Annotated in this window: 25 protein-coding genes; 9 read left to right on the forward strand and 16 right to left on the reverse strand. The window is 32.6% G+C overall.

Translation table 11 applies throughout. The features are described from left to right. Positions 1-9: 9 nt before the first annotated feature. On the forward strand, positions 10-1,908 hold the full coding sequence (gene asnB / locus BMY39_RS08325) for an asparagine synthase (glutamine-hydrolyzing) (protein ID WP_092578512.1): 1,899 nt from the start codon (positions 10-12) through the stop codon (positions 1,906-1,908). Positions 1,909-1,935: 27 nt separating this feature from the next. Further along, positions 1,936-3,069 carry a glycosyltransferase family 4 protein gene (locus BMY39_RS08330; protein ID WP_092578514.1) on the forward strand — a complete coding sequence of 378 codons (1,134 nt, stop codon included), beginning with the start codon at positions 1,936-1,938 and terminating at the stop codon, positions 3,067-3,069. Positions 3,070-3,186: 117 nt separating this feature from the next. On the opposite strand, the gene BMY39_RS08335 is transcribed toward BMY39_RS08330, so the two are convergent. The 8 genes from BMY39_RS08335 to BMY39_RS08370 form a co-directional block, all read right to left on the reverse strand. Beyond that, a complete protein-coding gene (locus BMY39_RS08335; protein WP_092578516.1) occupies positions 3,187-4,221 on the reverse strand; it encodes a glycosyltransferase in 1,035 nt (344 codons plus the stop codon). Positions 4,222-4,260: 39 nt separating this feature from the next. Then, a complete protein-coding gene (locus BMY39_RS08340) occupies positions 4,261-5,031 on the reverse strand; it encodes an SDR family oxidoreductase (protein WP_092578518.1) in 771 nt (256 codons plus the stop codon). Between the two features lie 82 nt (positions 5,032-5,113). Next, positions 5,114-6,403: an ATP-grasp domain-containing protein gene (locus BMY39_RS08345; protein WP_092578520.1), complete on the reverse strand. Its 1,290-nt coding sequence runs from the start codon at positions 6,401-6,403 to the stop codon at positions 5,114-5,116. Between the two features lie 38 nt (positions 6,404-6,441). Then, entirely contained in the window at positions 6,442-7,677 is a 1,236-nt protein-coding gene (locus BMY39_RS08350; protein WP_092578522.1) for a glycosyltransferase family 2 protein, read from the reverse strand. Between the two features lie 4 nt (positions 7,678-7,681). Further along, positions 7,682-8,500, reverse strand: coding sequence for an SMP-30/gluconolactonase/LRE family protein (locus BMY39_RS08355; protein WP_092578524.1), 819 nt, complete (start codon positions 8,498-8,500; stop codon positions 7,682-7,684). A 5-nt stretch (positions 8,501-8,505) separates the two neighbouring features. After that, a complete protein-coding gene (locus tag BMY39_RS08360) occupies positions 8,506-9,252 on the reverse strand; it encodes an SDR family NAD(P)-dependent oxidoreductase (RefSeq protein ID WP_177176572.1) in 747 nt (248 codons plus the stop codon). 398 nt (positions 9,253-9,650) lie between these two features. Next, positions 9,651-10,259 carry a sugar transferase gene (locus tag BMY39_RS08365; protein ID WP_092578526.1) on the reverse strand — a complete coding sequence of 203 codons (609 nt, stop codon included), beginning with the start codon at positions 10,257-10,259 and terminating at the stop codon, positions 9,651-9,653. A gap of 162 nt (positions 10,260-10,421) precedes the next feature. After that, positions 10,422-10,913 carry a hypothetical protein gene (locus BMY39_RS08370; protein ID WP_092578528.1) on the reverse strand — a complete coding sequence of 164 codons (492 nt, stop codon included), beginning with the start codon at positions 10,911-10,913 and terminating at the stop codon, positions 10,422-10,424. A 382-nt stretch (positions 10,914-11,295) separates the two neighbouring features. Between BMY39_RS08370 and BMY39_RS08375 the strand changes: the two genes are divergently transcribed. Beyond that, a complete protein-coding gene (locus BMY39_RS08375) occupies positions 11,296-12,147 on the forward strand; it encodes an aldo/keto reductase (protein ID WP_092578530.1) in 852 nt (283 codons plus the stop codon). Positions 12,148-12,551: 404 nt separating this feature from the next. Then, complete coding sequence (locus BMY39_RS08380; protein WP_092578532.1) at positions 12,552-13,586, forward strand: peptidoglycan bridge formation glycyltransferase FemA/FemB family protein; 1,035 nt, start codon at positions 12,552-12,554, stop codon at positions 13,584-13,586. Between the two features lie 143 nt (positions 13,587-13,729). Here the strand turns inward: BMY39_RS08380 and BMY39_RS08385 are convergent, their stop codons facing one another. Together BMY39_RS08385 and BMY39_RS08390 are read right to left on the reverse strand one after the other, a co-directional pair. Beyond that, complete coding sequence (locus tag BMY39_RS08385; protein ID WP_092578534.1) at positions 13,730-14,209, reverse strand: Lrp/AsnC family transcriptional regulator; 480 nt, start codon at positions 14,207-14,209, stop codon at positions 13,730-13,732. Positions 14,210-14,279: 70 nt separating this feature from the next. Beyond that, positions 14,280-15,434: a M14 family zinc carboxypeptidase gene (locus BMY39_RS08390; protein ID WP_092578536.1), complete on the reverse strand. Its 1,155-nt coding sequence runs from the start codon at positions 15,432-15,434 to the stop codon at positions 14,280-14,282. 293 nt (positions 15,435-15,727) lie between these two features. On the opposite strand from BMY39_RS08390, the gene BMY39_RS08395 reads away from it, so the two are divergent. Then, a complete protein-coding gene (locus BMY39_RS08395; protein WP_092578538.1) occupies positions 15,728-16,105 on the forward strand; it encodes a helix-turn-helix domain-containing protein in 378 nt (125 codons plus the stop codon). 40 nt (positions 16,106-16,145) lie between these two features. Further along, the gene (locus BMY39_RS08400; protein ID WP_092579183.1) at positions 16,146-16,517 is read left to right on the forward strand and encodes a DNA topoisomerase IV; all 372 of its coding nucleotides are present in this window, start codon (positions 16,146-16,148) and stop codon (positions 16,515-16,517) included. On the opposite strand, the gene BMY39_RS08405 is transcribed toward BMY39_RS08400, so the two are convergent. Continuing rightward, the gene (locus tag BMY39_RS08405) at positions 16,514-17,014 is read right to left on the reverse strand and encodes a hydrolase (protein ID WP_092578540.1); all 501 of its coding nucleotides are present in this window, start codon (positions 17,012-17,014) and stop codon (positions 16,514-16,516) included. The two genes, BMY39_RS08400 and BMY39_RS08405, sit on opposite strands and share 4 nt — an antisense overlap. 5 nt (positions 17,015-17,019) lie before the next feature. Next, the gene (locus BMY39_RS08410) at positions 17,020-17,781 is read right to left on the reverse strand and encodes an MBL fold metallo-hydrolase (RefSeq protein WP_092578542.1); all 762 of its coding nucleotides are present in this window, start codon (positions 17,779-17,781) and stop codon (positions 17,020-17,022) included. Between the two features lie 95 nt (positions 17,782-17,876). Between BMY39_RS08410 and BMY39_RS08415 the strand changes: the two genes are divergently transcribed. After that, positions 17,877-19,358, forward strand: a complete 1,482-nt coding sequence (locus BMY39_RS08415) for a nicotinate-nucleotide adenylyltransferase (protein WP_092579185.1) — start codon at positions 17,877-17,879, stop codon at positions 19,356-19,358. Positions 19,359-19,383: 25 nt separating this feature from the next. Here the strand turns inward: BMY39_RS08415 and bcp are convergent, their stop codons facing one another. Next, positions 19,384-19,839 carry a thioredoxin-dependent thiol peroxidase gene (bcp, locus tag BMY39_RS08420; protein ID WP_092578544.1) on the reverse strand — a complete coding sequence of 152 codons (456 nt, stop codon included), beginning with the start codon at positions 19,837-19,839 and terminating at the stop codon, positions 19,384-19,386. 53 nt (positions 19,840-19,892) lie between these two features. Here bcp and BMY39_RS08425 point away from each other — a divergent pair, with 53 nt between their 5' ends. Continuing rightward, entirely contained in the window at positions 19,893-20,552 is a 660-nt protein-coding gene (locus BMY39_RS08425; RefSeq protein WP_092578546.1) for an endonuclease III domain-containing protein, read from the forward strand. Positions 20,553-20,579: 27 nt separating this feature from the next. On the opposite strand, the gene BMY39_RS15075 is transcribed toward BMY39_RS08425, so the two are convergent. Further along, positions 20,580-20,726, reverse strand: coding sequence for a hypothetical protein (locus BMY39_RS15075; RefSeq protein ID WP_177176573.1), 147 nt, complete (start codon positions 20,724-20,726; stop codon positions 20,580-20,582). A gap of 57 nt (positions 20,727-20,783) precedes the next feature. Further along, positions 20,784-21,368, reverse strand: coding sequence for an RNA polymerase sigma factor (locus BMY39_RS08430; protein WP_092578548.1), 585 nt, complete (start codon positions 21,366-21,368; stop codon positions 20,784-20,786). 235 nt (positions 21,369-21,603) lie between these two features. Here BMY39_RS08430 and uvrA point away from each other — a divergent pair, with 235 nt between their 5' ends. Further along, positions 21,604-24,387, forward strand: a complete 2,784-nt coding sequence (gene uvrA / locus BMY39_RS08435; protein ID WP_092578550.1) for an excinuclease ABC subunit UvrA — start codon at positions 21,604-21,606, stop codon at positions 24,385-24,387. Positions 24,388-24,426: 39 nt separating this feature from the next. Here uvrA and BMY39_RS08440 read toward each other — a convergent pair whose 3' ends face one another. Further along, positions 24,427-25,527, reverse strand: a complete 1,101-nt coding sequence (locus BMY39_RS08440) for a DUF3667 domain-containing protein (RefSeq protein WP_092578552.1) — start codon at positions 25,525-25,527, stop codon at positions 24,427-24,429. Between the last annotated feature and the right edge of the window lie 83 nt (positions 25,528-25,610).

Genomic DNA, 25,610 nt, shown 5'->3' on the forward strand with positions numbered 1-25,610 from the left:
ATTACACCCATGTGCGGAATTAACGGAATAATTAAAAAAAACAGCTATAACGAATCAGATATCCTATCAACGCTCACCAAAATGAATGATTTGATAATTCATAGAGGACCTGACGAGGATGGGTTTTTGGCAGTGGAGCAAGATAACTATGCCATCGGTATGGCAATGAGACGATTATCTATTATAGATTTAACTTCTGGAAAACAGCCCATTTACTCTGATGATAAGAAAATAGTAATCGTTTTTAATGGTGAAATTTACAACTATAGAACTTTAAAGTCTGATTTAGAGGCTTCTGGAGTAAAATTTAAAACCACAAGTGATACCGAAGTCATTCTAAAACTTTATGAAAAACATGGTGTAGCATCTTTTAAATGGCTAGATGGCATGTATGGTTTTAGCATCTTCGATAAAAACATCAATAAACTTTTTATAGCGCGAGATTTTTTTGGTGAAAAACCACTTTATTATACCAATACAAATACAGAGTTCCTTTGGGCATCAGAATTAAAATCTATTGTGGATGTATTGCCTATTAAGCCAGAAATTTCTAAAAAAGGGCTTAATTTATTTTTAAGGTTAACTTATGTGCCGGCTCCTTACACCATTTATGATAATATCTATAAACTTGAAGCTAATCATTATATTGAATATGATTTTGAAAATCATGATTTTACGATAGCTGAGATACATCAGGAAATAAAACCAAAAGAACATCCAATTTCATTTGATGAAGCCAAAAGGAAAGTAAAAGACTTAGTTTACGAAAGTGTGGAGAGTAGATCTATTGCCGATGTACCTTTAGGAACGTTCTTGTCTGGTGGTGTTGATTCTTCTATAGTCTCGCTGTGTTTATCGCAATCGGCAAATAAAAAAATAGAAACATTTTCTATTGGGTTTTCGGAAGCTAAGAAAGATGAAACCGATAAGTCTCAAGTAGTGGCTAAAATGATTGATAGTAATCATCATGAATTTAAAATTGGTGAAAACGATTTAAAGGATAACATACATGACATTCTTTTAAATTTTGATGAGCCGTTTTCTGATACAGCCGCACTACCCACCTATTTTGTATCTAAAAAAACAAAAGATTACGTTAAAGTAGCATTGACAGGAGATGGTGGCGATGAAGTTTTTGGAGGATATAACAAATATTACGTAGGGAAAATGAACAGCAGGTACACTAACCTCGTACCACAAACTATTCATAATGTTCTATTAAAATCTTCTGCATTTCTATTGGCCACAAAAGACGATAACAGAGGAAAACGATTTAAAATTAAAAAAATGCTTAAAGCTATTGATTATCAAGGTAATTCCTATTGGGATATTATTTCATTAGCAAATACTGAGGATGAACTAGCTGAAATCTTAAACCCCAACATGTATGAAGATTGTCTGTTTGCAGATTATAAGGATAAATTAGAATCTGATAAAGTAGAAACACTTACCGATTTTAGACACGTAGATAAAATTTTAAGTTTAGAGGGTGGAATGCTTGCCAAAGTTGACAGAACCAGCATGCAAAATTCTCTAGAATGTAGAGCGCCTTTCTTAAATAAGAAAATATGGGATTATACAAATACCCTTCCAGAAAAATTCTTAATGAATGGATGGAATAAAAAATACATACTTAAAGAAGCCTTTAAAGATCAATTCCCTGACGAGTTTTTAGAGAAAAGTAAAATGGGGTTTGGTTCCCCCGTGGGAAACTGGTTAAAGTCTAGTTTAAGAAAGGAACTAGAGTCTTATATTGAACCAAAATACCTGTCTGAACAAGGTATATTTAATTTAGATACTGTAATACCTTTAGTAAAAAATCATTTAAACAGCAAACGCGATAATACATTTAGAGTTTGGGCATTTTATTGTTTCCAAAAATGGTACAGTAATGTCTATTTAAAGTAAAACCATTTAGTTTCTAAATTAACACTAATGAGCAAAAAAAGAATTTTAATTGTTTCATCCTTAGGGAATTCACTAACCAATTTTAGGGGAGATTTTATAAAAAGTCTTGTAGCAAATGGGTACGAAGTATATGCAGGTGCACCAGAGTTTACTCCCGAAAAACACAAGGATATTGAGTGTTTAGGTGCAGTTCCTGTAACTTACAATTTACAAAGAACAGGCTTAAATCCTTTTGTAGATTTTAAGACAATTTTAGAACTCAAAAGACTTATTCGAGATAAGAAAATAGATTTAGTTTTCCCTTATACCATAAAGCCTGTAATATATAGTTCAATAGCTGCAAACATGTGCAAAACCCCTGTGGTTTCGCTTATCACAGGTCTAGGTTTTACTTTTACAGGCTTATCGCTTAAATCAAAAGTATTACAGAGGCTTAATGAGTTTTTGTATAAGCGTTCTATTAGAAAAAATAAAGTAGTTGTATTTCAAAATGTTGATGATAGAAATTTATTTATAAAGAGAAAAATCTTAACAAAGAAAACAAAAACCGAGATTGTTAGCGGATCTGGAGTAAATTTAAATCAATTTAAATTTAGAAAAAACTTAAAAACCAACGGGATAACTAGCTTTATTATAGTAACACGATTAATTCGTGAAAAAGGCACATCGCTCTTTATTGATGCTGCTAAGATTTTAAAGCAAAAATACCCCAACACTGAATTTCATATTATTGGTGCTCCTGGAAATTCCCCTTCAGCAGTTAAAATAGAGGAATTAGATGCATTACATAAGAAGGGTACCGTTGTATATCATGGGGCACAGTCAAATATTTGGGAACATTTATCAGAAAGAGATGTCTTTGTTTTACCTACGTATTATAGAGAGGGCGTACCCAGATCAATTCTTGAAGCTTTATCTGTAGGTATGCCCATTATTACAACAGATACACCTGGGTGCAGGGAAACTGTAATAGAAGCAGAAAACGGTTTTTTAATACCTACACGGAATTTAGAGGCATTAGTTAAGGCAATGGAATTTTTTATTGCCAACCCTACGCAACTTACCCAAATGGGTGTAAACAGTAGAGCCTATGCTGAAAGAAGGTTTGATGTAAATATTATAAACAACGACCTATTAAACATTATTGATGGTGTTATTTAATATGAAACAAACTTTTATATTTCAATTCATTTAAACATAAGCTTTATAAATTTCAGAGCAACCTTTGAAAACTACTCTTAATATTTACAAATGTTTTACTTCTTTAATAACACTTCATTAGGCTACTAATCTTGCAAAATTAAAAAGTGAATTGCCTTTTACGGCTAAGAAAAGTAATATTCTATTATTAAATATTGGAATCAGAATCTTATTATATAACTTGCTTGTTCTTATTTCTCCATGCTCAGAGGTTATGGGGTATGCGTTCATTTCTTTAAGCCTCAATAATATATTTTTTAATTCTTTAACGTTTAAGCGGCACTTAAAAGCCTTTATAAATATAGAGAAAGTCCACATATGCTGTTTACGCTTAAGTTTTTTTACCACTTCTTCATAATGTAAGAAATTTGAATGTTTCAAACCCTTAATCAAAGCATCGTATTCCTCGACTGCAGTAATTAAATCTTTAATATATTTTCGCATATGTACTGTGTCGCTATTTCTACTGGCAGAATCCTCAACAATAACATACCTATGAACATCAAAATTAATTTTAGAAATTCTTTTCGCTCTTAATAGTAATCTTGCTGTAAAATTAACGTCTTGCACAAACCTATCATGTGGAAACTTTAATCCACTTTCTAATAAAAAAGTTCTTTTAGTTATATACCACCACACTTCAGTTCTAAAATTATGTCTTGCAATGCATTCCTTACCATTTATAACATCTAAGGATATATCTTGGATATTTTGGGTGGTAGTGTTTGGCATAAAATGATCAGCGCCAATTTCTTTAGTGTTAAAACACAACATCTCAAGACGGTTAATTTTGCATAATTCAATAAGGCGCTTTAATACGTTTTTGGCTATATAGTCATCAGCATCTAAAAAGTATATATAGTCGCCTTTTGAAAACTCTATGCCGGCATTTCGCGCCGCCCCAGATCCTGCATTTTTTTGATAATATAAATGAATATTTTTATACTTTTTAGCATATTGTTTAACGATTGACTGACTAAGATCAGTACTGCCATCATCAACAACTATTATCTCATATTCAGATAATTTCAAGTCCTGATTTAATAAACTCGTTAAACAACGCTTTATTTGTTCCTCATTATTGTAAATAGGTATTATTATACTTAATTCCATTAACAATTTTTTAAATTATCCATCCATATGAAGTAACTATTACCTCCCCAAATATCCACCGTCTACAGGAATAATAGTTCCTGTAATGTAATCGCTTGCTGATGAAGCTAAAAATACCGTTAGCCCCTTCAAATCATCACCGTTGCCCCATCTTTTCATCGGTACTCTCATAAACACTTCGTCGGTTCTTTTTTTGTCATTAATTATACCAACATTCAATTGGGTGTCCATATAACCAGGAGCAATACCATTTACGCAAATTCCCTTAGCTGCCCAATCATTAGAAAGTGCTTTCGTTAATTGGCTAACACCTCCCTTTGATGCAGCATAAGCAGGTATCGTAATTCCACCTAAAAAGCTCATAAGTGAGGCTATATTTATAATTTTCCCTCCGCCATTTTCCAACATGGTGTTTCCAGCATATTTGCAATAATAAAATGTTGCATCCAAGTTTATAGCGATTACTTTGCTCCATTCTTCCTCTGGAAAGTCTTCACTAGGATATCTTCTTTGGATACCTGCAGAATTTATTAAAATATCAACAGTTCCATTAAGTATATCTAACGATTTGCTGTATGAAGCCTTAATTTCTTCTAATTTGCTAACGTCTGCTTTTATAGCACTAACGTTTAGACCATCCTTCTTAAAGTTTTCGCACATTTCAAAAACACGGTCATCATAATCAATTACCACGGTTTGCGCACCTGCTTGAGATATAGCTTCTACCATGGCTTTACCAAGGTCTCCAGCGCCTCCAACTACGATTGCCTTTTTCCCCTGTAAACTAAATTTTTCTAAAATATTTTGCATTATACTATTTTTAAATATCTGTTTTTTCTTATTTGATTTAAACTACTAGGTATTTGTATTTGCTACATTAAAAACACGTGAATCAGTCAAAAATGTAATCATCCGTATTCCATGGTTTTAACCATTCAATAACCATATCATTACCGTTAGGATCAGTGATTTTAAGCGAGCTTTTTATATCTTCTATAGTTTGGTTTATTTCGAAAATAGAATCTGCGGCCGTGTAAATTCTATATAAAACCTGTCTTTCGGTCCCTACAAACTCTTCTTTTACAGTATCCCCTGCTTTAAATCGTTCTACCACAAAATGAACATTTTTATGGGATTTCATCTCCTCTAGGCCTTCAATAGTTTCAATCTTACCACTTTTTAAAAGCACCCATATTGAACAGGCTATCTTACCTCTCAACATATAATCGTTTTGTTCAGAAAAATTGTCTTCTCCAAAAACACCTGTAAGGGCATAATTAATAAGCATTTTTCTATGGTCGAAGCCATTGATATGTGCTAGATGTATATGAGGCGCTTCTCCTTGCAATCTAAATCCAGGATCATAACTGTAAAAGACGTTGTTTTCAACAAAAAACTGTACATTAAGTACGCCTGTTTGTATATCTAAACCTTTAAACATCTCACATAATTTGGGATGTATTTCTTTCACAAACAAATCTGTATATGTTGAAGGGTAGACCGTTCCAATAGCAATGGGACTGGAATCTCCTTGAAGCCTTGTAAGATATCTATCATAAGTTGCTGAAAGATATGGTACACCATCTTTAAAAGTATAATACACAGCAATATCATCAACTGCCGCGTCCATATACTTTTCAACTAAAACGACGCCTTTCTTAGAAAATTTGAATACATTTTTAACCGTAGCTATATAGTCTTCTTCATCTCTGCAAATTTTCATTCCTACGCCTCCTCCACTATCTACTGGTTTTACCATTAAAGGAAGGCTAATGTTTTCTGGAGCTTTTATTTCAGAGTCTTTTGTTAAGTATATTCCTGGAATGTCTTGTACGTTGTACTCTCTACAATATTTTTTATATCCATCCTTACTACAAAATGCTTCTATAGTTTTTTTATTGGCATAACATGGCATATTTAGTTTTTCACAAATTTCTTGATAAGGTTTTACCAAGATATCAGCTACTCCCACTAACACACCATCTACGTTATTTTCTCTCGCAACATTCACAATACCGTCAATATCAAAACCATCAATATCATAGGTCTCCGCTGCATATTTCTTGGCAGGGGCGTCTGGGTTGGGGTCAATTACTATAGTGTGTATACCCATTGAATTTGCTACATCTACTAAAACACCTGTTTCTGGATTTCCTCCTAGAATTATTAGCTTTTTTTTCATTTGTAATGTAAGGGATTAAAATTGTTTCAATTCGATTTTTAGTTATTTTCAAGATATTTGAAGTTGCTGTCAAAGCCTAAATTAGATAATAGGTTCTGTATTTCTTTTATATCTGTGCTTATTTTTACAATCTTTTCTTCATCGATACCCATTAATTTTAACTCGTCTTTTATGGCATCGTAGCTTACTGGATTAATTGTAGCAATAATTAAAGAGTCAAACTCATCATTATTAAAACTACTAATAGGTTGTACAACATTACCACCTATATTTAATTCATGGTAATCTATATCTATCCACTGCTTAACTTTAAAAAATTTATTTTTAGCATTTGTTGATAAAATATGTTGTCCAAAAGATCCGGAACTATATACAATTACTCTAGATTCTGATTTCACATTCAAAAAAGGGTTAAAGAGTATATCGCCATTTTCATCGTAAATTATTCCACCAGAGCGTACGAGGATTTGAGAGTATAGATAATAGGTAAGCTGCGTTTTCAAATTATCATCATCCAAAACATTTTTCAATTTTTGTTTCAGAAAACTTGTTAAAAGCCCTAGTCTAAAATATTCCTTTTTAGGGTTCTCGATAGATTTAACAATAGAATCATGTCGCTGCCTGTAATAATATAACGGAATCCTGCTTATTGCCAATCTTTTTGAAATGGCCAAATAAGCATAAGTAATGGCTGCATCCTCCCCCATTATTATTTCGTTGGGAACATCAAAAAGAACTTTTTTTAATAATTCTCTCTTAAACAACTTATTCCAAACATAGGTTGAGATATCATGCTTACAAAAACGACCATTATAAATTGCTTTAGGTAAGATGATTGAATTTACTTCATTTTCATTATAAACACCAACCTTTTCTGGTTTTACGGTTTCTATTTTTCCGTTAAATTCTCTAAAATGACCAGTAGCAACCAAATCTGCATTATTCGCTTCGGCAAGTTTAAATAAAGTGTCTAAATAGAATTTATCTACCCAATCATCACCATCTACATATGATATATATTTACCTTTAGCCTTTTCTAAACCTGCCTTTCTAGCACTTAAAAGACCACCATTTTTTTTATGTATAACTTTAATTCTAGAATCTTCTTTTGAATAATCATCACAAATCTTTGGGCAATTATCTGGACTACCGTCGTCCACTAAGATCAGCTCAAAGTTTTGAAAAGATTGCTCCAAAATACTTTCTACACATTTTGGTAGATACTTTTCAATTCCATAAATAGGAACAATCACACTTACATCAACATTATCCATAAATTTAAGACTTGTCTAATTCAACATAATATAAACCTCCACCATATATATCGCACATGGATTCATCTTTTGCGGTTGTTATATACAAATTTGAATCGTTATCAAAACAACACGAAGTAACATTTGCACATGGTAGCTTAATAGCGTCTATTTTTTCTCCAGTAATAGGATTCCATTTGGATACACATGCCCCTCCCCATTCTGCAATCCATAGCATACCTTTTTCGTCAATACACATACCATCAGGAACGCCTTTATCTTTAAACTCTATCACGTAAGATTTAAACGCGACATCCCCTGTTTCAAGATCATAAGCATATTTCGCAACTTTTCTTGTAGGTGTATCAATAAAGTACAAAAATTTATGATCACTTGAAAACGCTAAACCATTAGAAATAGTCGTACTATAAATAAGCGTTTTGTGCTTACCGGAATGGTACGAATATACATTTCCTACCCCTTGTTTAACTTCTGGAAATCCCATGGTACCAATAATGATTCTTCCTTTAGGGTCTTGAATACCATCGTTATATCTTACCATATCATCAATATCAATCTGAAAAGCATACGTCTTTTGCAAGGTATTAAAGTTTACTTCAAAAAAACCGTTTTTAGAGGCAACTAAAACCACCTTTTTTTTCATGAAATAAACGCAACTTACTGGAGAATCCAGTTTTACACTTAAAATTTCCTTGGTTCTAGGATTAAAACAATATACTAAACCATCTAAAATAGACACAAAGTATAGAAGGTTGTTTTCTTTATCAAAAACAGGGCCCTCAAGGAGCTTTGAATTGGAATGAAAGATTAGAGTTGGAGTCATAATAACTATATATACTGTCCAGCAGTTACTCTCATTATCGATCCCGTAGTCATTGCAGATTCATCCGAAATAAAATGCATAACTGCAGGAACAGGATCGTAGCGATTACACATACGGCCCATAGGGAGAATTTTAGCTGCCTTTTGTTTTAATTCTTCCTCAGTCATACCTTCAGAATCTCTTAACTCTAGCTCTCCTTCAGTATTAGTCCAGCCCATTACTACATAATTTGAACGAACGCCATTTTGAGCATAATGATGTGCAATGTGAGTAGACAGTGTATAAAGTGCACTTTTGGTAAACGCATATGCAGCTCTGTTCTTCATACCATAATCCATATGCGCCGAACCGAAAAATATAATCGACCCCGATTTGTTTTCTATCATAGACTTTAAAACATGTTTTACCAAGAAGTATGGTGCCTTAAAATTAACGTTAAAAACACTATCAAAAACATCTTCTTCTGTATCAATTAAAGATGCTACAGGCGTAATACCAGCGTAAATAACTAGGGCGTCAATCTTGTTAAACTTTTTTATTGTTTCTTTATAAAAATTTTCAATTTCATTTATGGTTTTCAGATCAATCTGATGAAAATAAAGTCTGTCTTCGGCATTTAGGTTTTTAATTATCTCATGGCCCTCTTTGGCACTTCTACCACAAAAAGCAACATTGTAACCTTTTTTTAAACAAGTTTTAAGTATTTCATTTCCAACACCTTTGGTGCCCCCCATAATCATTACTGTTTTCATAAATTCTCGATTTGGTTAAGTTTTAGTAATTTGTTCAAATCTAAATTAATTATGTTTAGAAATACTCTTTTTTCTTTATAATGAAATTAAAATCGTTCAAAGTAAAAACTACGCACACAAACCTATCACCCAAACAAATACAACATTTATAACTATGAACTATTTTTAAAATGCAGGGTTGGGTTTAAAGCAAAATCTCATTTGTTTACAAAAATTGTAGAAACAAACAAGTTTGGATTTTAAACAGTTTACGAAATTTTCAACTCGTTTTTGGAATATTAATTATCAAAACACAAGTTTACAAATAGATTAAACCAAGGTTTTGTTGTGATATTAAAAAGAATATTTAAACATTCTTTACGATTTTATAAGAGGGTTGCATTTAAAATTTAAAAATATTATTGAGTATTACCTTCCCATCCACTAAAAGAGGCGTTTTCAATAGAAGACATCGCTTTTCTATTAAATATTTTTTGCACTGTTTTCATCAGTATCATGATATCGTTCCTAAAGCTTAGATTGTCTACATACCAAACATCGTGAGCAAATCTCGACTCCCATGATAGGGCCGTACGGCCATTAACTTGTGCCCAACCTGTAATACCAGGCCTAACTAAATGTCTTCTCGCTTGTTCTTCATTATACAATGGAAGGTATTCTATCAATAGTGGCCTAGGACCGATAATTGACATATCGCCCTTTAAAACATTAACCAATTGAAGAAGTTCGTCTAAGGAAGTTTTTCTAATAAACCCTCCGACTTTTGTAATACGCTGCTCTTGATTAAGTAATTCACTTTCATTCTTTTTAGGGTCCTTCATGGTTTTAAACTTAATAATGGTGAATATTTTTGAATTTTTACCTGGTCTTCTTTGAAAGAAGAACGGTTTACCATTATTCACAACAGTTAATATAATGATTAAGCAAATAATCAAAGGAGAAAGTATAATCAATGCTATTAGCGATGCTAAAAAATCTAAAATTCTCTTCAAAAAATTTTTATACATTACAGATTTGGCATTTTAGGAAAAAAAGACTTTCATTTTCTATGACTTTTAAGTCTTAAAAAATGGTTACAAAAGAATCTATAACTTGAGGAAAGGTTATAGATTCTTTTAGGAAACTTTATAATACTTTTTGATAAGAATCAATAGTAAGATGATATTTAATTAAGGAAATTGCTGAAATTTCTTATATCTATCTGGAACTGGAAACTCAGGAGTTACTCCATGCCAAAACATATTGATAATCCACCATCTGTCTTGGTAATAAGCTAATTGGATACTTTTTACATCCTGTTTATAAGGTTTGTTATTAGCCATATCCTCTTTACTGTGAAAGGCTTGACAATGACTAAAAGCATGACCAATATTTGCATAAGTCTCAACTACTCTACCCAATTCCCTTTCGTAAAACGCCGTTTCTCTGGTGTTATTAAACCAAAAACCAATACGTTCTATATAATCATTTGGGTGTATCCATTGAGGTCTGAAATTTTTGTTTATGTCGTATTCATATCCAATTTTCATCCCTTGTGGATGAAATAAAAATTTCATGAATTCCCAATCTCTTTTTTCTCCTGGTTCACCACCAAGGCAAGCATAAAACGCTGTTATTAAATCATCAATTGTTTGAACTTTTTCTAAATACTCTTTTTTCATTATATTAAATAATTTGATTTGATTCTGATTTATTTTCAATTGTTCACTTACAAATAAAAAACAATTATTTTGAAATAATCAAGAATAATTATTTTTTGAGGTTATCTGTATAAATTATTCGACTAAGTCGCAATATTATCACTTTAATTATGATTAAAAATTGAGAAAACAATTCCTAGCTTATAAAAGCCAGTTTATATTTTTTGTTTAAAAATTATTGCGAAAGGATGGCTTATCGACGTTTTATCTCTTAAAAGTGCAATTCCATAGAAATATTAAGTGTAATTTGCTCGACTTTTATAGTTTTGAATTCATTACTAATAATAAGCTATTTATTAACAATAAATACAAATGATTATTTTAAATATATAAAAACATAATAATGGATAAAAAAATTACTGATATAACTGGCACGTTCAAATTACAAAACGGTGTAGAAATGCCTTATCTCGGACTTGGAACTTACATGCCAAAAGACAGATATGAGGTTACTAATTCTGTAAAATTAGCGCTAGAAAATGGCTACCGGCATATAGATACCGCCGCTATATATAGAAATGAGAACGATGTTAGATTGGGTATAGAAGCTAGTAATATTAATAGAGAGGATATTTTTTTAACCACTAAAGTATGGAACAGTGATCATGGTTATGATAAAACGTTTAAAGCTTTTGAACGCAGTTTAGCGAATCTGCAGATGGATTATGTTGATCTTTATCTAGTGCACTGGCCGGTAGTAGGATTGTATAAAGAAACTTGGCGAGCACTAGAGGAATTATACAAACAGGGGCGAGTGCGCGCTATTGGTGTATGTAATTTTTTAAAGCATCAATTAGAGGATTTAATGGGCGATGCAGAAATAATTCCAATGGTGAACCAGATGGAGTTTCACCCTTACTTAGTACAACAAGAATTACTTGATTTCTGTAAACAACATAAAATTCAATATCAAGCTTGGTCTCCTTTAATGCAAGGAAAAGTTTTCGAAATACCCGAGATACAGAAATTGGCAAAAAAGTATGGTAAGAGCATTGCTCAGGTTATTTTAAGATACGATCTGCAAAAAGGCGTTATTACCATTCCAAAATCCTGCAGAGAGGAACGCATTATTGGTAACGCTGATTTATTTGATTTTGAAATATCTGAATCCGATATGGATTTTATAGACTCATTGGATCGTAATTTTCGAACAGGACCAAATCCTGACGATTTTGAGTGGTCTGTAGTACTATAGAATTTAGAACAACAAATGGAGTTAATAACTTAAGTTTTATCCTTTTATAAATCGAATTGTATCTGCCTGAATCTCACACAGTGAATAGCGCCATAGGCAATACCCTATGCGTAACAACTAGCTATTCTTTTTAAGAAAAAGTGACGAATAAATAGTTGTTATATCTAGTGAATTGGCTTTTTGTCGTCAAAATTGGTAATGACAAAATTATTTGGTTTTATTTATAAAAAAAAAGCTAATTCGCTAGTTCTTAATTTTTAATATTATTACCAGTGTTCATATTCCTGAAGGTAATTCCTTGGAATTATTTTAAAACTCATAATCAAAACCAGACTAGTTAAAAAAATACAATCACAAGTTCTAATTAACAGCAAGCAACAATGTGATTTATCATAATTTGTTAAATGATAAAAACAATAACAGAAAAAGATGAATGGGATTCATTAATTGCAGAGTTTAGCGAATATGATTCCTACCATACTTATGATTATCATCATATTTCTAGTTCAAAAGACGAGACTCCGGTTTTGTTAATTTATACTGAAGATAATATTGTAATAGGTGTTCCGCTTCTCGTAAGGAGTATTAAAGGGACACCTTATAAAGATGCTACATCTGTATATGGATATTGTGGTCCAATTTCGAAAGGTATTACTAGAACTTTTGACAACACACAATTTGTAGAGGCTTTGAAAGCACACTTATTTAACAATAATATTATTTCAATATTCGCTCGCCTTAATCCTTACATATCAAAACAAAAGGTCATTCTAGATGGTTTAGGAGAAATATCCCCATTAGGTAAAGTAGTAAATATAAATTTAACCCTAGACCATATAACTCAAAGGCAAAAGTACCACAGAAGACTAAAGAATCATGCGAATAAATCTAGAAGAAATTGTGGCATTATAAAAGCAGACAACGAAGAGTTAATTGAACAATTTGCTAGTATTTATAAAGAGAATATGATCAGGGTTAACGCAAAGAAAATGTATTTCTTTAATAAAGAATATTTTCTTAAGCTTGTTAATAGCGAAAGTTTTAAAACCGAAATTTTATTGGCTACGGAAAAAGAAACTAATACAATAATATCTGGTGCTGTCTTTCTAAAATCTGATAATATAGTACAGTACCATCTATCGGGTACTAAAAATGATTTTTTACATCTTATGCCCACAAAACTTCTTATTGATGAGATGAGAGTAAAATCTACTATAGACGGACTTAAGGCATTTAACCTAGGAGGAGGTGTAGGAGCTAATGAAAATGATACACTTTTTAGATTTAAGTCGTCGTTCTCAGACGACTATCATCAGTTTTCAGTTTGGAAATTAATTATAAATCAAAAAGTCTATAATGAGCTATGCATGAGGAATGCAATCAAAAATTCAGATTTAAAATTTTTTCCGCTTTATAGATCTAAAGAGTATAACTCGTAGTTAAATATCTGAATATAAGGCCTCACTAAACAAAAGCGATACATTAACGGGTACAAAAACATAGAAAACACTAAAAAAATGTCAATAAACTAAAAAGCCCCAAATCTGGAGCTTTTTAAATATACCACAATAAAATCGCTTAATTACATCTCATTAAAAATAGAATGCATTAAACGTTTTTTATCATTTATGCTTTCCTCTAAAGATATCATGGTCTCTGTGCGATATACACCTTCTATCTCATCAAGTTTAAAAATAACTTCTTTAGCATGTTCTGTGTTTCTGGCCCTTATTTTACAAAAAATATTAAACTTTCCAGTAGTTATGTGAGCCACTGTAACAAAAGGAATTTCGTTGATGCGTTCTAAAACGAATTGTGTTTGAGAGGTATTATTCAAATAAACGCCAACATAAGCAATAAACGAATATCCTAATTTCTTGTAATCTAAAGTTAAAGAAGAACCTCTTATAATACCGGATTCCTCCATTTTTTTAACCCTAACATGCACTGTACCAGCAGAGATCAAAAGTTTTTTTGCGATATCAGTAAAAGGTATTCTTGTGTTGTCTATCAACATATCAAGAATTTGATGGTCAATTTCGTCTAGTTTAATTTTCCCCATAATGAACTATTCTTAAATAAAAATCAAAAATAATACATTTCTTATAAAGAATACGCATATTTAATGCGTTTTATTTTGAAAATAATGCGATTTCCTCATTATTTAATTTTACGAAAACGTTTTCGCTATCAATTTTAAGCGCTGTACCATCAACAGACGAGACCACAGCGGCATTAGCGTTAATTTGCTTGTGACCAAAACTTTCTTCAAGCGATCCTATTTTTTTCAAAATGGGTATAAAAACAATCCGTTCTTTCTCCAAACGCTCTTCATATTGAAATGCTAAATCAAAAGTTTCTTCATCTTCATTATTTAAACGGACGTTTTTAATGATTACATCGTAAAAAAGCTTTTTATTTTCTGGAATATCAAAATATGCCTTATAACCATTACCATTAATAGCGTTATCTGCAATATAAGCTAAGGAAGTTAAATAGGATATATAAATAAGTTCACGTGTCTTTTCCCTTGCGTAATCATTTATGAAGTGTCCAGCCTCAAATAATATGGTTGGCACATTTTCAGATTGAAACGTATCCCCTACGCAGTTTATGTTAAATGCATCATCATAAACCCCCACTTGGTTTGGAATTACTTCTTGTAAATAGCCATTCATTTCAGCTATAATTTCCATGGCTATCTTACGGGTTGGGGTTATAGTGCATGACGCATCTTGTGCTGGTGCTAAAAACGAAACCGTAGCCGAATTATTAGTTGTTCCTGCACTAAAAATAGTGCGTTGCCCATGAAGGTTATAACAAAAATTAGGCTTAAAATCCTCAAAAACCTTCCGTAACACATTACTTTCAGGTTGTGATCTATTTTGTGCATCTCTATTTAAATCAACTCTATTAGCATTTACCCTAGTGTAAGCTTTTGCGCCATCAGGATTTAAAATCGGTATAATACATAATGTGCATGCCTTTAAAATACCATTTGTTATCGGTTCATTTGAAACGCATGTGTTCAATAAATCAAAAATTGCTTTAGTGGTTGTAGATTCATTACCGTGCATTTGAGACCACATTAGTATTTTTTTTGGTCCATGCCCAATTGTGATGGAAAAAATATCATCGCCTAAAACTGACTTACCAACGATTTCAACCTTAGCAAAACTCTTAAATGTTGTAAGTAAAGGCGTAATATTTTCGTTAGTAATATACCTGTGATAAAGTGATTCTTCTTTGTGCTTTTCGAACAAGAATTGTAAGTCTGTAATTTCCATGTAACATATTTGGTGTACAAAAGTAAACATTTACTATTTTACAATTGTAAACATTAAATTATGGGGTCTTTGTACACATTTATAAACATCTTTATATAGTTATAAGCAAGCATTTCTTTCAAAATGAAACTTGAATTTATCTTAAACTACTATTTATTTGTATTTCAGTTATTTATATTACAATATATAAAGTTTTAATTTAATATTAAATGAATAAATTAAAATAAATTTAAACATTTAGCACTCTAATTTGTTACATTTGTAAAACACATTTACCTGAATACTAGTTTACAATGATAAACAGTGAAAAATTCACTAAAAGACTTCAAAAAGTCATCGAATATTACGGAGAATCTGCTTCGTCGTTTGCTGAAAAAATTGGTGTGCAGCGCTCTAGTATTTCACATATTTTATCAGGTAGAAATAAACCAAGTTTAGAATTTGTCTTAAAGGTGCTAACCGCTTTTCCAGAGGTAGAACTATATTGGTTGTTAAATGGCAAGGGCACTTTTCCAAAACAAGCGCCAGAAGAAAACACGCCCTCACCTTCTCCTCTTCAAAATATCACTGGAGATAAAACAATAGCTAAACCTTCAATAGCCAGTCAAAAGAAAATTGAGCGTATTGTTATATTTTATTCTGACGGAAGTTTTGAAAATTTCGAAAAATAAACTTGTAGTTTGTAGTTTTGCAACAAATAACTTTTTTGTAATGAAAAAAATCCTTGCAACATTTCTATTAGTCACCATTTTATCTTGTTACCAAAGTGAAAGAAACTGCGAATATTTTAAAACTGGCACTTTTAGAAGTGAAGCTGTTATAAACGATGAAGTTTACACATCTGAATTCACGAGAACTGAAGCGTTCCAAGTTGAAACGTATAATAACCATATAGATTCCTCGGAAGTACGATGGATAAACAATTGCGAGGTGGTTTTCAAGACCATTAACCCTAAGAACATGGCAGAACAGAAAGATGTTCATCTTAAAATACTAACCACCACAGACTCTAGCTACACGTTTGAGTATTCGTATGTGGGCGAAGTTAAAAAAGCTAAAGGCACTGCGTATAGAGTAAATTAATCAAAAGGATATAAAAAGGACTCCACCGTGTTAAACTCAATGGTTTTGTCTTCATTAACAAAATAAGTCACAAAAACTTCACCCCAATATTCCCCATCCGAAAAATCGGCTATAATCCATCTGTGATTTAGCAATTTAACCGTGTTAATAAGCATTTTTCTACCTTCTGAAGATACGTAAGGAACTATTGGATGCTGTCCTTTAAATTCATTCGTACTATAAATTTCATCCTTTATCATTGGAATTAATTGGCTTACATTATAACCATCTTTTTCAAAATAAGTCAAAGCATCTTCATTGTGCTCTAAATTAAAATGCGATTGGGTTATTAAGGCATCATTTAAAACTGCAATTGAATCCGTTAATCTTTCCACCTTTCCTAGAGCACTTTCTATCTTTTTATTTTGATTTTCAAAAATACGTTTAGCATTTGCATATTGAAAAATGACCAATAACAACGTAAACACGAACAAATACATAAAAATTCTTTGTTTCATCTCTATTAAATTGAAATTTCTAAATTATCATAAGCTAAAAACACATTCTCTGGCAACTGCTTTTCTACTTCAGCATGAAACCCTAATAAATGACTTATATGCGTTAAAAAGGCTCGTTCAGGCTGTATTTCTTCTATAAACTTTAAAGCTTCCTCCAAGTTAAAATGCGAGTAGTGCGCCTCTATTCTTAACGCGTTAACCACAAGCACTTTAACGCCTTTTATCTTTTGCTTTTCTTTTTGCTTCATTGATTTTAAATCGGTTGTGTAACAAAAGTCATTAAAGCGAAAACCGAATACATTTAATTTAAAATGCTTCCCTTTAACCGGAATCACTTTTACATCAGCAAGATTAAAAGGCTTGTTTTTAATTTTTTGAATTGAAACCGAAGGCGCGCCAGGATACTTATTTTCAGTTTCAAAAATATAGTCAAATCGTTTTTTAAGCGCCTTTAAAACTCGTTTATGCGCATAGATTGAGATATTTCCTTGTTTAAAATAAAACGGCCTTATATCGTCTAATCCAAGCACATGGTCAGAATGCTCATGCGTAAATAAAATACCATCTATTTTTTCACAGCCGCAGCGCAACATTTGCTGCCTAAAATCAGGTCCACAATCCACAATATACTTATTATCCTCCCACTCAATTAAAACAGAGGTTCTCAACCTACTATCTTTAGGGTCTGTACTTAAACAAACAGGATGCCTACTCCCAATTACGGGAATACCTTGTGATGTGCCAGTACCTAGAAATGTTACCTTCAAAACGTATTATTTAGCAGAACAAAAATAGGGTTATTTTTTTGTAACCTATGGTTATTTGGTATCTTTACCCAAAATTGCAAACTTATCAAGAGCTTATGGAAATCAGCATACATGGTGACAGAGAATTTGATGATATCCCATCATTAAAATCTAAAGCGCTCCGAATAAACCTTAACGAAAATATTTACGGAACATTTGCTGAAATTGGTGCGGGACAGGAAACCGCTAGACATTTTTTTAGGGCAGGTGGTGCTTCTGGAACTATAGCCAAAGCAATGTCTGCCTATGATAAAGACTTTAGTGATGCCATCTACGGAATTGAGGATGATAGGCGCTACGTTACCGAATCTAGGTTGCGAAAAATGCTAACACATGAAATGGCATTGATGGAAGAGCGAATTACTAGGGATAAGAACCCAGATAAAATATTTTTCACCTACGCCAATACTGTTGCAACTATAGATTTTGCAAAACAGTTTAAAGGCCATGGATGGGTAGGGCTAAAATACCAAGTTGAAGCTGGAGCGGAATACAACGAAATAATTTTACATATAAGATTTAAGGAAACAGACGCGCGTTTACAGCAAGAAACCCTTGGTGTTTTAGGTACAAACCTAATTTATGGTGCATTTTACAAATACAACGAACCTAAAAAACTTCTGAGATATCTATATGATCATTTAGATAAAGACCAGTTAGAAATAGATACCATAAACTTTTCAGGGCCAGTATTTAAAAATGTAGACAACCGTTTAATGAGCTTGCAGTTGGTAAAAAATGGCATGACCGATGCCGTAATGTTTGGTCCAGATGGCAATAACGTATTGCCTGCACGAATTTTTTACAAGAAGAATATTTTGGCGCTTCGTGGTAGTTTCAGACCCGTTACCAAGGTGAACATGGCTATGTATGAGAAGTCATATGAAATGTTCGTAAAAGAAAACAAGGTAGATCCAGAAAAAACCGTTGTAGTTTTTGAAATCACCTTATCTAATTTACGTGCTGAAGGAAAAATAGATGAACAAGATTTTATAGATAGAGCTGATTTATTATGTGCACTAGGGCAGTCTGTAATGATTTCAAATTTCCAAGAGTACTACAAAGTTGTAGAATACTTCTCTAAATACACAAAGGCCAGAATGGGATTAGCGATGGGTGTGAGCAACCTTGTTGACATTTTTGATGAAAAATACTATCGTCATATTAGCGGAGGTATTCTTGAGGCTTTCGGCAAGTTGTTCTTTAAAGACCTTAAGGTGTATTTATATCCTATGTTTGACCCTGAAACTGGTGAACTGATTAATAGTGAAAATCTTAAGGTATATCCTCGTATGAAAGAGCTTTATAAGTTCTTTAAATATAATGGCAAAGTAATAGACATTAAGGATTATGACGAAAGTATTATGAATATTTTCTCAAGAGAGGCACTAAGCTTAATTGAAAAAGGAGAACCTGGATGGGAAGATATGCTTCCTGAAGGCACTGCAGATTTAATTAAGGATTTTAGGTTATTTGGTTACACCAGAAGACCTTTAAAACCCTTGACATTAAAACGAAGAACAGCTAGAAAGAAATAAAAAAAAGAGCCAAATGGCTCTTTTTTTATGCATCTAATATTTGTGCCGCATGCGCCTTTGTTTTCACTTTCGTGATTACATTCTCAATAATGCCATTTTCGTCAATAATAAAAGTAGTTCTGTGAATGCCATCATACTCCTTACCCATAAACTTTTTTGGCCCCCAAACACCAAAAGCTTCAATTACCAACTTGTCTTCATCTGCTAACAGCGGATATTTAAAACCATATTTATTCTTAAAATTAGATTGTTGTTTAGCACTATCTGCACTTACACCAAGTATTTCGTAGCCTAAAGATTGAAAACGGTCAAAATTATCATTTAAATCACATGCTTCAGCTGTACACCCAGGAGTGCTCGCTTTTGGGTAAAAGAATACCACTAGTTTTTTTCCTTTATAATCACTTAGCTGCACAGTATTACCTTGTTCGTCCAAGGCTTTAAAATCGGGTGCCTTATCTCCTACTTTTAATGTTGTCATATCAATTTTTTGTTTAATAATTTATTAACTTCGTTTCACAAAAATACAACCAAATGACCAAACAAGAAAGCGTAGACTTTGTTATAAAAACGTTAAACCAAATTTACCCTCATATTCCTATCCCGTTAGACCATAAAGATCCTTACACATTGCTAATAGCGGTTTTAATGTCTGCTCAAAGTACCGATGTTCGTGTTAATCAAATAACACCACTTCTATTTGAAATTGCGGACAATCCTTACGATATGATAAAGCTTTCGGTTGAAGACATTAGAGACATTATAAAACCTGTTGGACTATCACCCATGAAAAGTAAAGGCATACATGGTTTATCTAAAATTTTAATTGAAGAACACGATGGTAAAGTACCACAAAGTTTTGAAGCTTTAGAAGCCTTACCAGCTGTAGGACATAAAACGGCAAGCGTAGTAATGTCACAAGCATTTGGCGTTCCCGCTTTTCCTGTAGATACACATATTCATCGTTTAATGTACCGTTGGAATTTAAGTAGCGGTAAAAATGTGGCACAAACCGAAAAAGACGCCAAACGCCTATTCCCAAAGGAATTATGGAACGATTTGCATTTGCAGATTATTTGGTACGGACGCGAATACTCCCCTGCCCGAGGTTGGGATTTAGAGAAGGACGTCATTACAAAAACTATTGGACGTAAATCAGTAATTACCGAATATTATAAGAAGAAAAAATCCTGACTCATGAAGAATCAGGATTTTTTGATTTTAATTTAGAAGTATATCGAACTTCGTTTCTTGTCCTTTTACCACTTTAAGCGCTTTTGAATAATTTAACAGAAAACTAATAGTTTCGTCCTTGGGCTTAAGATTTTCAGTATTTTGAATAGAATTTTTAGAGTAAATTTTTGCCATTTTATCAATTTAAGGGTTAATTTAAATTAATAACGTGGCAATATTTACTTTATTGCATTAATTGGTTAAAACAATATTATGCTTATCTATTATCTTTCGTAAATTGATTAAGGCATAGCGCATGCGCCCTAAAGCAGTATTTATGCTAACTCCTGTTCGGTCCGAAATTTCCTTAAAACTCATATCGTTATAAATACGCATCATCAACACTTCTTTTTGGTCTTCGGGCAACTCATCAACCAAACGCCTTACATCACTTTCTACTTGCTCTTTAATAATACTTTTTTCTGCATTTAAAGATGTATCACTCAACACAGAAAAAATACTGAACTCACCTGAATTATCAAATTTTGGCATTCTGTTGCTTTTTCTAAAATAGTCAATTACCAAATTATGAGCAATACGCATTGTCCACGGTAAAAATTTACCTTCTTCGTTATAAGCGCCTCGTTTTAAAGTACGTATCACTTTGATAAATGTATCCTGAAAAATATCTTCGGCTATATCCTTATCATATACCTTAGAGTAAATAAAACTGTAAATTTTGTGTTTGTGCCTTTTAATAAGAGTTTCTAGCGCACTTTCTTGTCCTTTAATATAGCTGCTAACCAAAACAGCATCAGTAATAAGTTCGTTTTGCATAATGTTTACTTTTAATGCGCGAAGTTGTACTTCGTAGCTTGGGGTTATTCGTTTTTAAAAGTAATAATATGCTATAGACAAGAGTTTTATTAGGATTTCAATACATCAAATATAACAACAATCGTTCCTAAAAAGCAAAAATTAACACCTTTTTTTAACATTTTACTTAACTAAAGTGCATTTTTTATGCTCATTTAGTTATAGTATCTTTGCAAAATTATTCCTTTAAAAGCCTATGAATACTGTAATTTCAGAAGTAAATCCAAAAGAAAATATCATTATAAAAGGCGCAAAGTTGCACAATCTTAAAAATATTGATGTTGTAATTCCCAGGAACAAATTAGTGGTTATCACGGGTTTATCAGGCTCTGGAAAATCCAGTTTGGCTTTTGACACATTATATGCCGAAGGCCAAAGACGCTATGTAGAAAGCTTGTCGAGTTATGCACGTCAATTTCTCGGGCGCCTAAATAAGCCAAAGGTAGATTATATAAAAGGTATTGCACCTGCCATTGCTATAGAGCAGAAAGTAAACTCCACTAATCCACGCTCAACTGTAGGTACTACTACTGAAATTTACGATTATTTAAAACTCCTATTTGCTAGAATCGGAAAAACATATTCACCAATTTCTGGAAACGAGGTAAAAAAAAATACAGTTACTGATGTTTTAAATTACATCATGTCTTCTGAGGAACGAGAAAAACTATTGCTCCTTTCCCCTATTTATTTAGAAGAAGGGCGTTCCATAGAAAACAAACTAAAAACCTTACAACAGCAAGGTTATGCTAGAATAAAAGTTAACGATGAAATTTTTAGAATAGAAGAAGTTACGACGATAGCCAAAAACGATTCGGTTTTTTTAGTTGTAGATAGAATTATTGTAAAACATGAAGATGATTTTAAAAACCGATTAGCCGATGCTATACAGACCGCTTTTTTTGAAGGTAAAGGCGAATGTATTGTTGAAAGCCTGAAAAACAACTTGCAACAAGAATTTAGTAATAAATTTGAATTGGATGGCATATCCTTTCTAGAGCCAAATGTTCATTTGTTTAGTTTTAACAACCCTTATGGCGCATGTCCAAAATGTGAGGGTTATGGGGATATTATAGGGATTGATGATGACTTAGTAGTCCCCAACACAGCACTATCTGTTTACGAAAGCGCTATTTTTCCTTGGCGTGGTGAAAGCATGAGTTGGTACAAGGATCAATTGGTGAACAATTCCCATAAATTCGATTTTCCGATTCACAAACCTTATTTCGAATTATCTCCTGAACAAAAACAATTAATCTGGGATGGCAATGAATATTTTGAAGGGCTTAATTCGTTTTTTGCAGAATTAGAATCTAAAGCCTACAAAATTCAAAATCGCGTAATGTTATCGCGATATCGCGGAAAAACCAAATGTAAAACCTGTAACGGTAAACGTTTGCGCCCCGAAGCTAACTACGTGAAAATAAATGGCATTACTATCACAGATTTAGTAGAAATGCCCATAAAAAAGTTAATTCAGTTTTTTAATGAATTAGAACTGAACGATTATGATACTCAAATTGCAAATCGCCTTTTAAAAGAAATCAATAACAGGCTCTCATTTCTCGCTAATGTGGGATTGGATTATCTCACCTTGAACAGAAAATCTAATACGCTTTCTGGTGGCGAAAGCCAACGTATTAATCTTGCTACATCTTTAGGTAGTAGCTTGGTAGGATCCATGTATATTTTAGATGAACCCAGTATTGGCTTACACCCGAAGGATACCGAACGCCTAATATCAGTATTAAAATCTTTGAGGGATTTGGGTAATACAGTAATTGTAGTTGAACATGACGAAGATATTATGAAAGCTGCCGATAGTATTATTGATATTGGTCCTGAAGCGGGTACATTTGGCGGAAAGGTCGTTGCATCTGGCACATATAGCGATATTTTAGAATCGACATCTTTAACTGCTCAGTATTTAAATGGAGGTATGCAAATTGAAGTTCCAAAAACGAGAAGAACTTCTAAGTATCATGTGGATATTATAGGTGCTAGAGAAAACAACTTAAAAAACATTGATGTTAGTTTCCCTTTAGAAATGCTTACCGTTGTTACCGGTGTTTCTGGTAGTGGCAAAAGTACTTTAGTAAAAAAGATTTTATACCCTGCATTGCAAAAGAAACTAACAGATTTCAGCGATAAAGCGGGGCAGTTTTCAAGTTTGGATGGTAATTTCAGCAATGTCAAGCATATTGAGTTTATAGATCAAAACCCTATTGGACGATCATCGCGCTCTAACCCGGTAACCTACATTAAGGCTTATGATGATATTCGTGCACTGTTTTCAAAACAAAAATTGAGTAAGATTAGAAATTACCAAGCAAAACATTTTTCATTTAATGTAGATGGCGGTCGTTGTGAAACCTGTAAAGGCGAAGGCGAAGTAACCATTGAAATGCAATTTATGGCAGACGTGCATTTAGAATGTGAAACTTGCGGAGGTAAGCGCTTTAAAAAAGAAGTGCTGGAAGTAACGTTTGTAGAAAAAACAATAGACGACATCCTTAATCTAACTATCGATGACGCTATTACTTTTTTTGATGAACATGAACAGGATAAAATAAAAAACAAACTACAACCCTTGCAAGATGTTGGTTTAGGTTACGTTACATTAGGACAAAGCTCTTCTACTCTTTCTGGTGGTGAAGCGCAACGTATAAAGCTCGCTACTTTTTTAGGTAAAGGCAACACAAAAGATAAAGCACTTTTTATTTTTGATGAACCTACTACTGGCCTACATTTTCATGACATCCAAAAACTATTAAAATCATTCAATGCATTAATCTCCAAAGGACATTCTATAATTGTTGTAGAGCATAATTTGGAATTAATTAAATGTGCTGATTACATTATTGACTTAGGGCCTGAAGGCGGCGAAGAGGGCGGACATTTAGTGGCTTCCGGTACACCTGAGGATATTATTAAAGTGAAAAATTCTGAAACCGGGAAATATCTAAAGGAAAAACTTTAGTGCAAATCATTACAACTATTAATTATCAATAAACCACTTTTAATAAAACAGGAAAGCAAACAACCCTAAAAAAACAAAAGCAATAGGCACCACAACAGACAAAAACACAAAAGACGCGACAACCCCCTTAAATAAACTTTTAAACCAACCCTGCGTATAAAAACGCTTCAGCGCCATTACTAAATACACAAAAGTAGATAGCATAATTAAAAAGTCTAACCAATCTGGTATATCTAAAATAAAGTTGATACCTAGAATAATACTAAATACTGTAAATAAGAAAGAAAAATAATAAAAGCTAAACACCAAATGATGCGCATAACGTCCCTTTTTTAAATGCAATAACTTTAAAACAAAGGCAAAAATTGGTAGTAAAAAGAACATTGCAATTGGGATAGTATCGTAAAACGCCTGCAAAATACTTCCACCTTTTCTTGATTTATAGAACTTTAAAGCCTGAGCATATAATCTGCGCTTAATATATCCTGCATCATCATTCATTCCCATTTGCTTGTATATCACTTCATTTGATGCGCCCATGGCAATTAATGAATCTACAGATTGCGAATTAAAATCTGTGTTAATAATATCATTCTTCCTAAAATCATCAGCAGCTACTAATGAATCAATTTGCTTATCTGTAAACCCCGATAAATATTGGTTTTTTTCTAAAGTTTGCTTTAACGCAGCACGATCAATGGAATCTTCAGTTTTCTTTCGTTCACTGCGAGCTTGTAAAATAGAGTCTTTCACAAACTCATCTTCTATCTTTTCAATTATAGCATCCTCCTTTAGGGTTTGGGCCAATTTTTCATCTAAAGTTCTAACCTGGCTGCGTTGCACAAAAGAAAACAAAAAGAAAAAAACTACAGCAATAAACAAATACATCTGCGCTGGGTGCAAATACAATAAGCGCTTGCCCTGAATAAATTTAGCGGCTAAAAAACCGGGTCTAAAAAGTAAGGGCAAAAAACTCTTAAAAAATCTGGCATCGAAAGAAAAATAATTACTTATAGTATTGTAAAACAACACTTTTACCGTGAGTTCGTCTTTAGCTTGTTGCCCACAGTGCGGGCAAAAATTAAAAGAATCATCAAATTGTTGCTCGCAATTTTTACAGGTTTCTAAAGATTTTTCCATGATTTTTCATTTCAAAATAAATTTAAGAAAAGATTTTAGACTCACATGAATTTTATATCTAATTGTAAAGCAATAGTTTATAG

The sequence above is a fragment of the Hyunsoonleella jejuensis genome (assembly GCF_900111025.1).
In the GTDB taxonomy this organism is placed as follows: domain Bacteria; phylum Bacteroidota; class Bacteroidia; order Flavobacteriales; family Flavobacteriaceae; genus Jejuia; species Jejuia jejuensis.

Excerpts from the sequence above, each read along its gene's own strand:
- bcp (WP_092578544.1), bottom strand. The coding sequence starts at position 19,839 with ATGACAACATTAAAAGTAGGAGATAAGGCACCCGATTTTAAAGCCTTG.
- BMY39_RS08415 (WP_092579185.1), top strand. The coding sequence starts at position 17,877 with ATGGAAATCAGCATACATGGTGACAGAGAATTTGATGATATCCCATCA.
- BMY39_RS08400 (WP_092579183.1), top strand. The coding sequence starts at position 16,146 with ATGAAAAAAATCCTTGCAACATTTCTATTAGTCACCATTTTATCTTGT.
- BMY39_RS08380 (WP_092578532.1), top strand. The coding sequence starts at position 12,552 with ATGATAAAAACAATAACAGAAAAAGATGAATGGGATTCATTAATTGCA.
- BMY39_RS15075 (WP_177176573.1), bottom strand. The coding sequence starts at position 20,726 with ATGGCAAAAATTTACTCTAAAAATTCTATTCAAAATACTGAAAATCTT.
- BMY39_RS08330 (WP_092578514.1), top strand. The coding sequence starts at position 1,936 with ATGAGCAAAAAAAGAATTTTAATTGTTTCATCCTTAGGGAATTCACTA.
- BMY39_RS08370 (WP_092578528.1), bottom strand. The coding sequence starts at position 10,913 with ATGAAAAAAGAGTATTTAGAAAAAGTTCAAACAATTGATGATTTAATA.
- BMY39_RS08395 (WP_092578538.1), top strand. The coding sequence starts at position 15,728 with ATGATAAACAGTGAAAAATTCACTAAAAGACTTCAAAAAGTCATCGAA.
- BMY39_RS08350 (WP_092578522.1), bottom strand. The coding sequence starts at position 7,677 with ATGGATAATGTTGATGTAAGTGTGATTGTTCCTATTTATGGAATTGAA.
- BMY39_RS08430 (WP_092578548.1), bottom strand. The coding sequence starts at position 21,368 with ATGCAAAACGAACTTATTACTGATGCTGTTTTGGTTAGCAGCTATATT.
- BMY39_RS08360 (WP_177176572.1), bottom strand. The coding sequence starts at position 9,252 with ATGAAAACAGTAATGATTATGGGGGGCACCAAAGGTGTTGGAAATGAA.
- BMY39_RS08440 (WP_092578552.1), bottom strand. The coding sequence starts at position 25,527 with ATGGAAAAATCTTTAGAAACCTGTAAAAATTGCGAGCAACAATTTGAT.
- uvrA (WP_092578550.1), top strand. The coding sequence starts at position 21,604 with ATGAATACTGTAATTTCAGAAGTAAATCCAAAAGAAAATATCATTATA.
- BMY39_RS08405 (WP_092578540.1), bottom strand. The coding sequence starts at position 17,014 with ATGAAACAAAGAATTTTTATGTATTTGTTCGTGTTTACGTTGTTATTG.
- BMY39_RS08390 (WP_092578536.1), bottom strand. The coding sequence starts at position 15,434 with ATGGAAATTACAGACTTACAATTCTTGTTCGAAAAGCACAAAGAAGAA.
- BMY39_RS08340 (WP_092578518.1), bottom strand. The coding sequence starts at position 5,031 with ATGCAAAATATTTTAGAAAAATTTAGTTTACAGGGGAAAAAGGCAATC.
- BMY39_RS08335 (WP_092578516.1), bottom strand. The coding sequence starts at position 4,221 with ATGGAATTAAGTATAATAATACCTATTTACAATAATGAGGAACAAATA.
- BMY39_RS08365 (WP_092578526.1), bottom strand. The coding sequence starts at position 10,259 with ATGTATAAAAATTTTTTGAAGAGAATTTTAGATTTTTTAGCATCGCTA.
- asnB (WP_092578512.1), top strand. The coding sequence starts at position 10 with ATGTGCGGAATTAACGGAATAATTAAAAAAAACAGCTATAACGAATCA.
- BMY39_RS08375 (WP_092578530.1), top strand. The coding sequence starts at position 11,296 with ATGGATAAAAAAATTACTGATATAACTGGCACGTTCAAATTACAAAAC.
- BMY39_RS08355 (WP_092578524.1), bottom strand. The coding sequence starts at position 8,500 with ATGACTCCAACTCTAATCTTTCATTCCAATTCAAAGCTCCTTGAGGGC.
- BMY39_RS08345 (WP_092578520.1), bottom strand. The coding sequence starts at position 6,403 with ATGAAAAAAAAGCTAATAATTCTAGGAGGAAATCCAGAAACAGGTGTT.
- BMY39_RS08425 (WP_092578546.1), top strand. The coding sequence starts at position 19,893 with ATGACCAAACAAGAAAGCGTAGACTTTGTTATAAAAACGTTAAACCAA.
- BMY39_RS08385 (WP_092578534.1), bottom strand. The coding sequence starts at position 14,209 with ATGGGGAAAATTAAACTAGACGAAATTGACCATCAAATTCTTGATATG.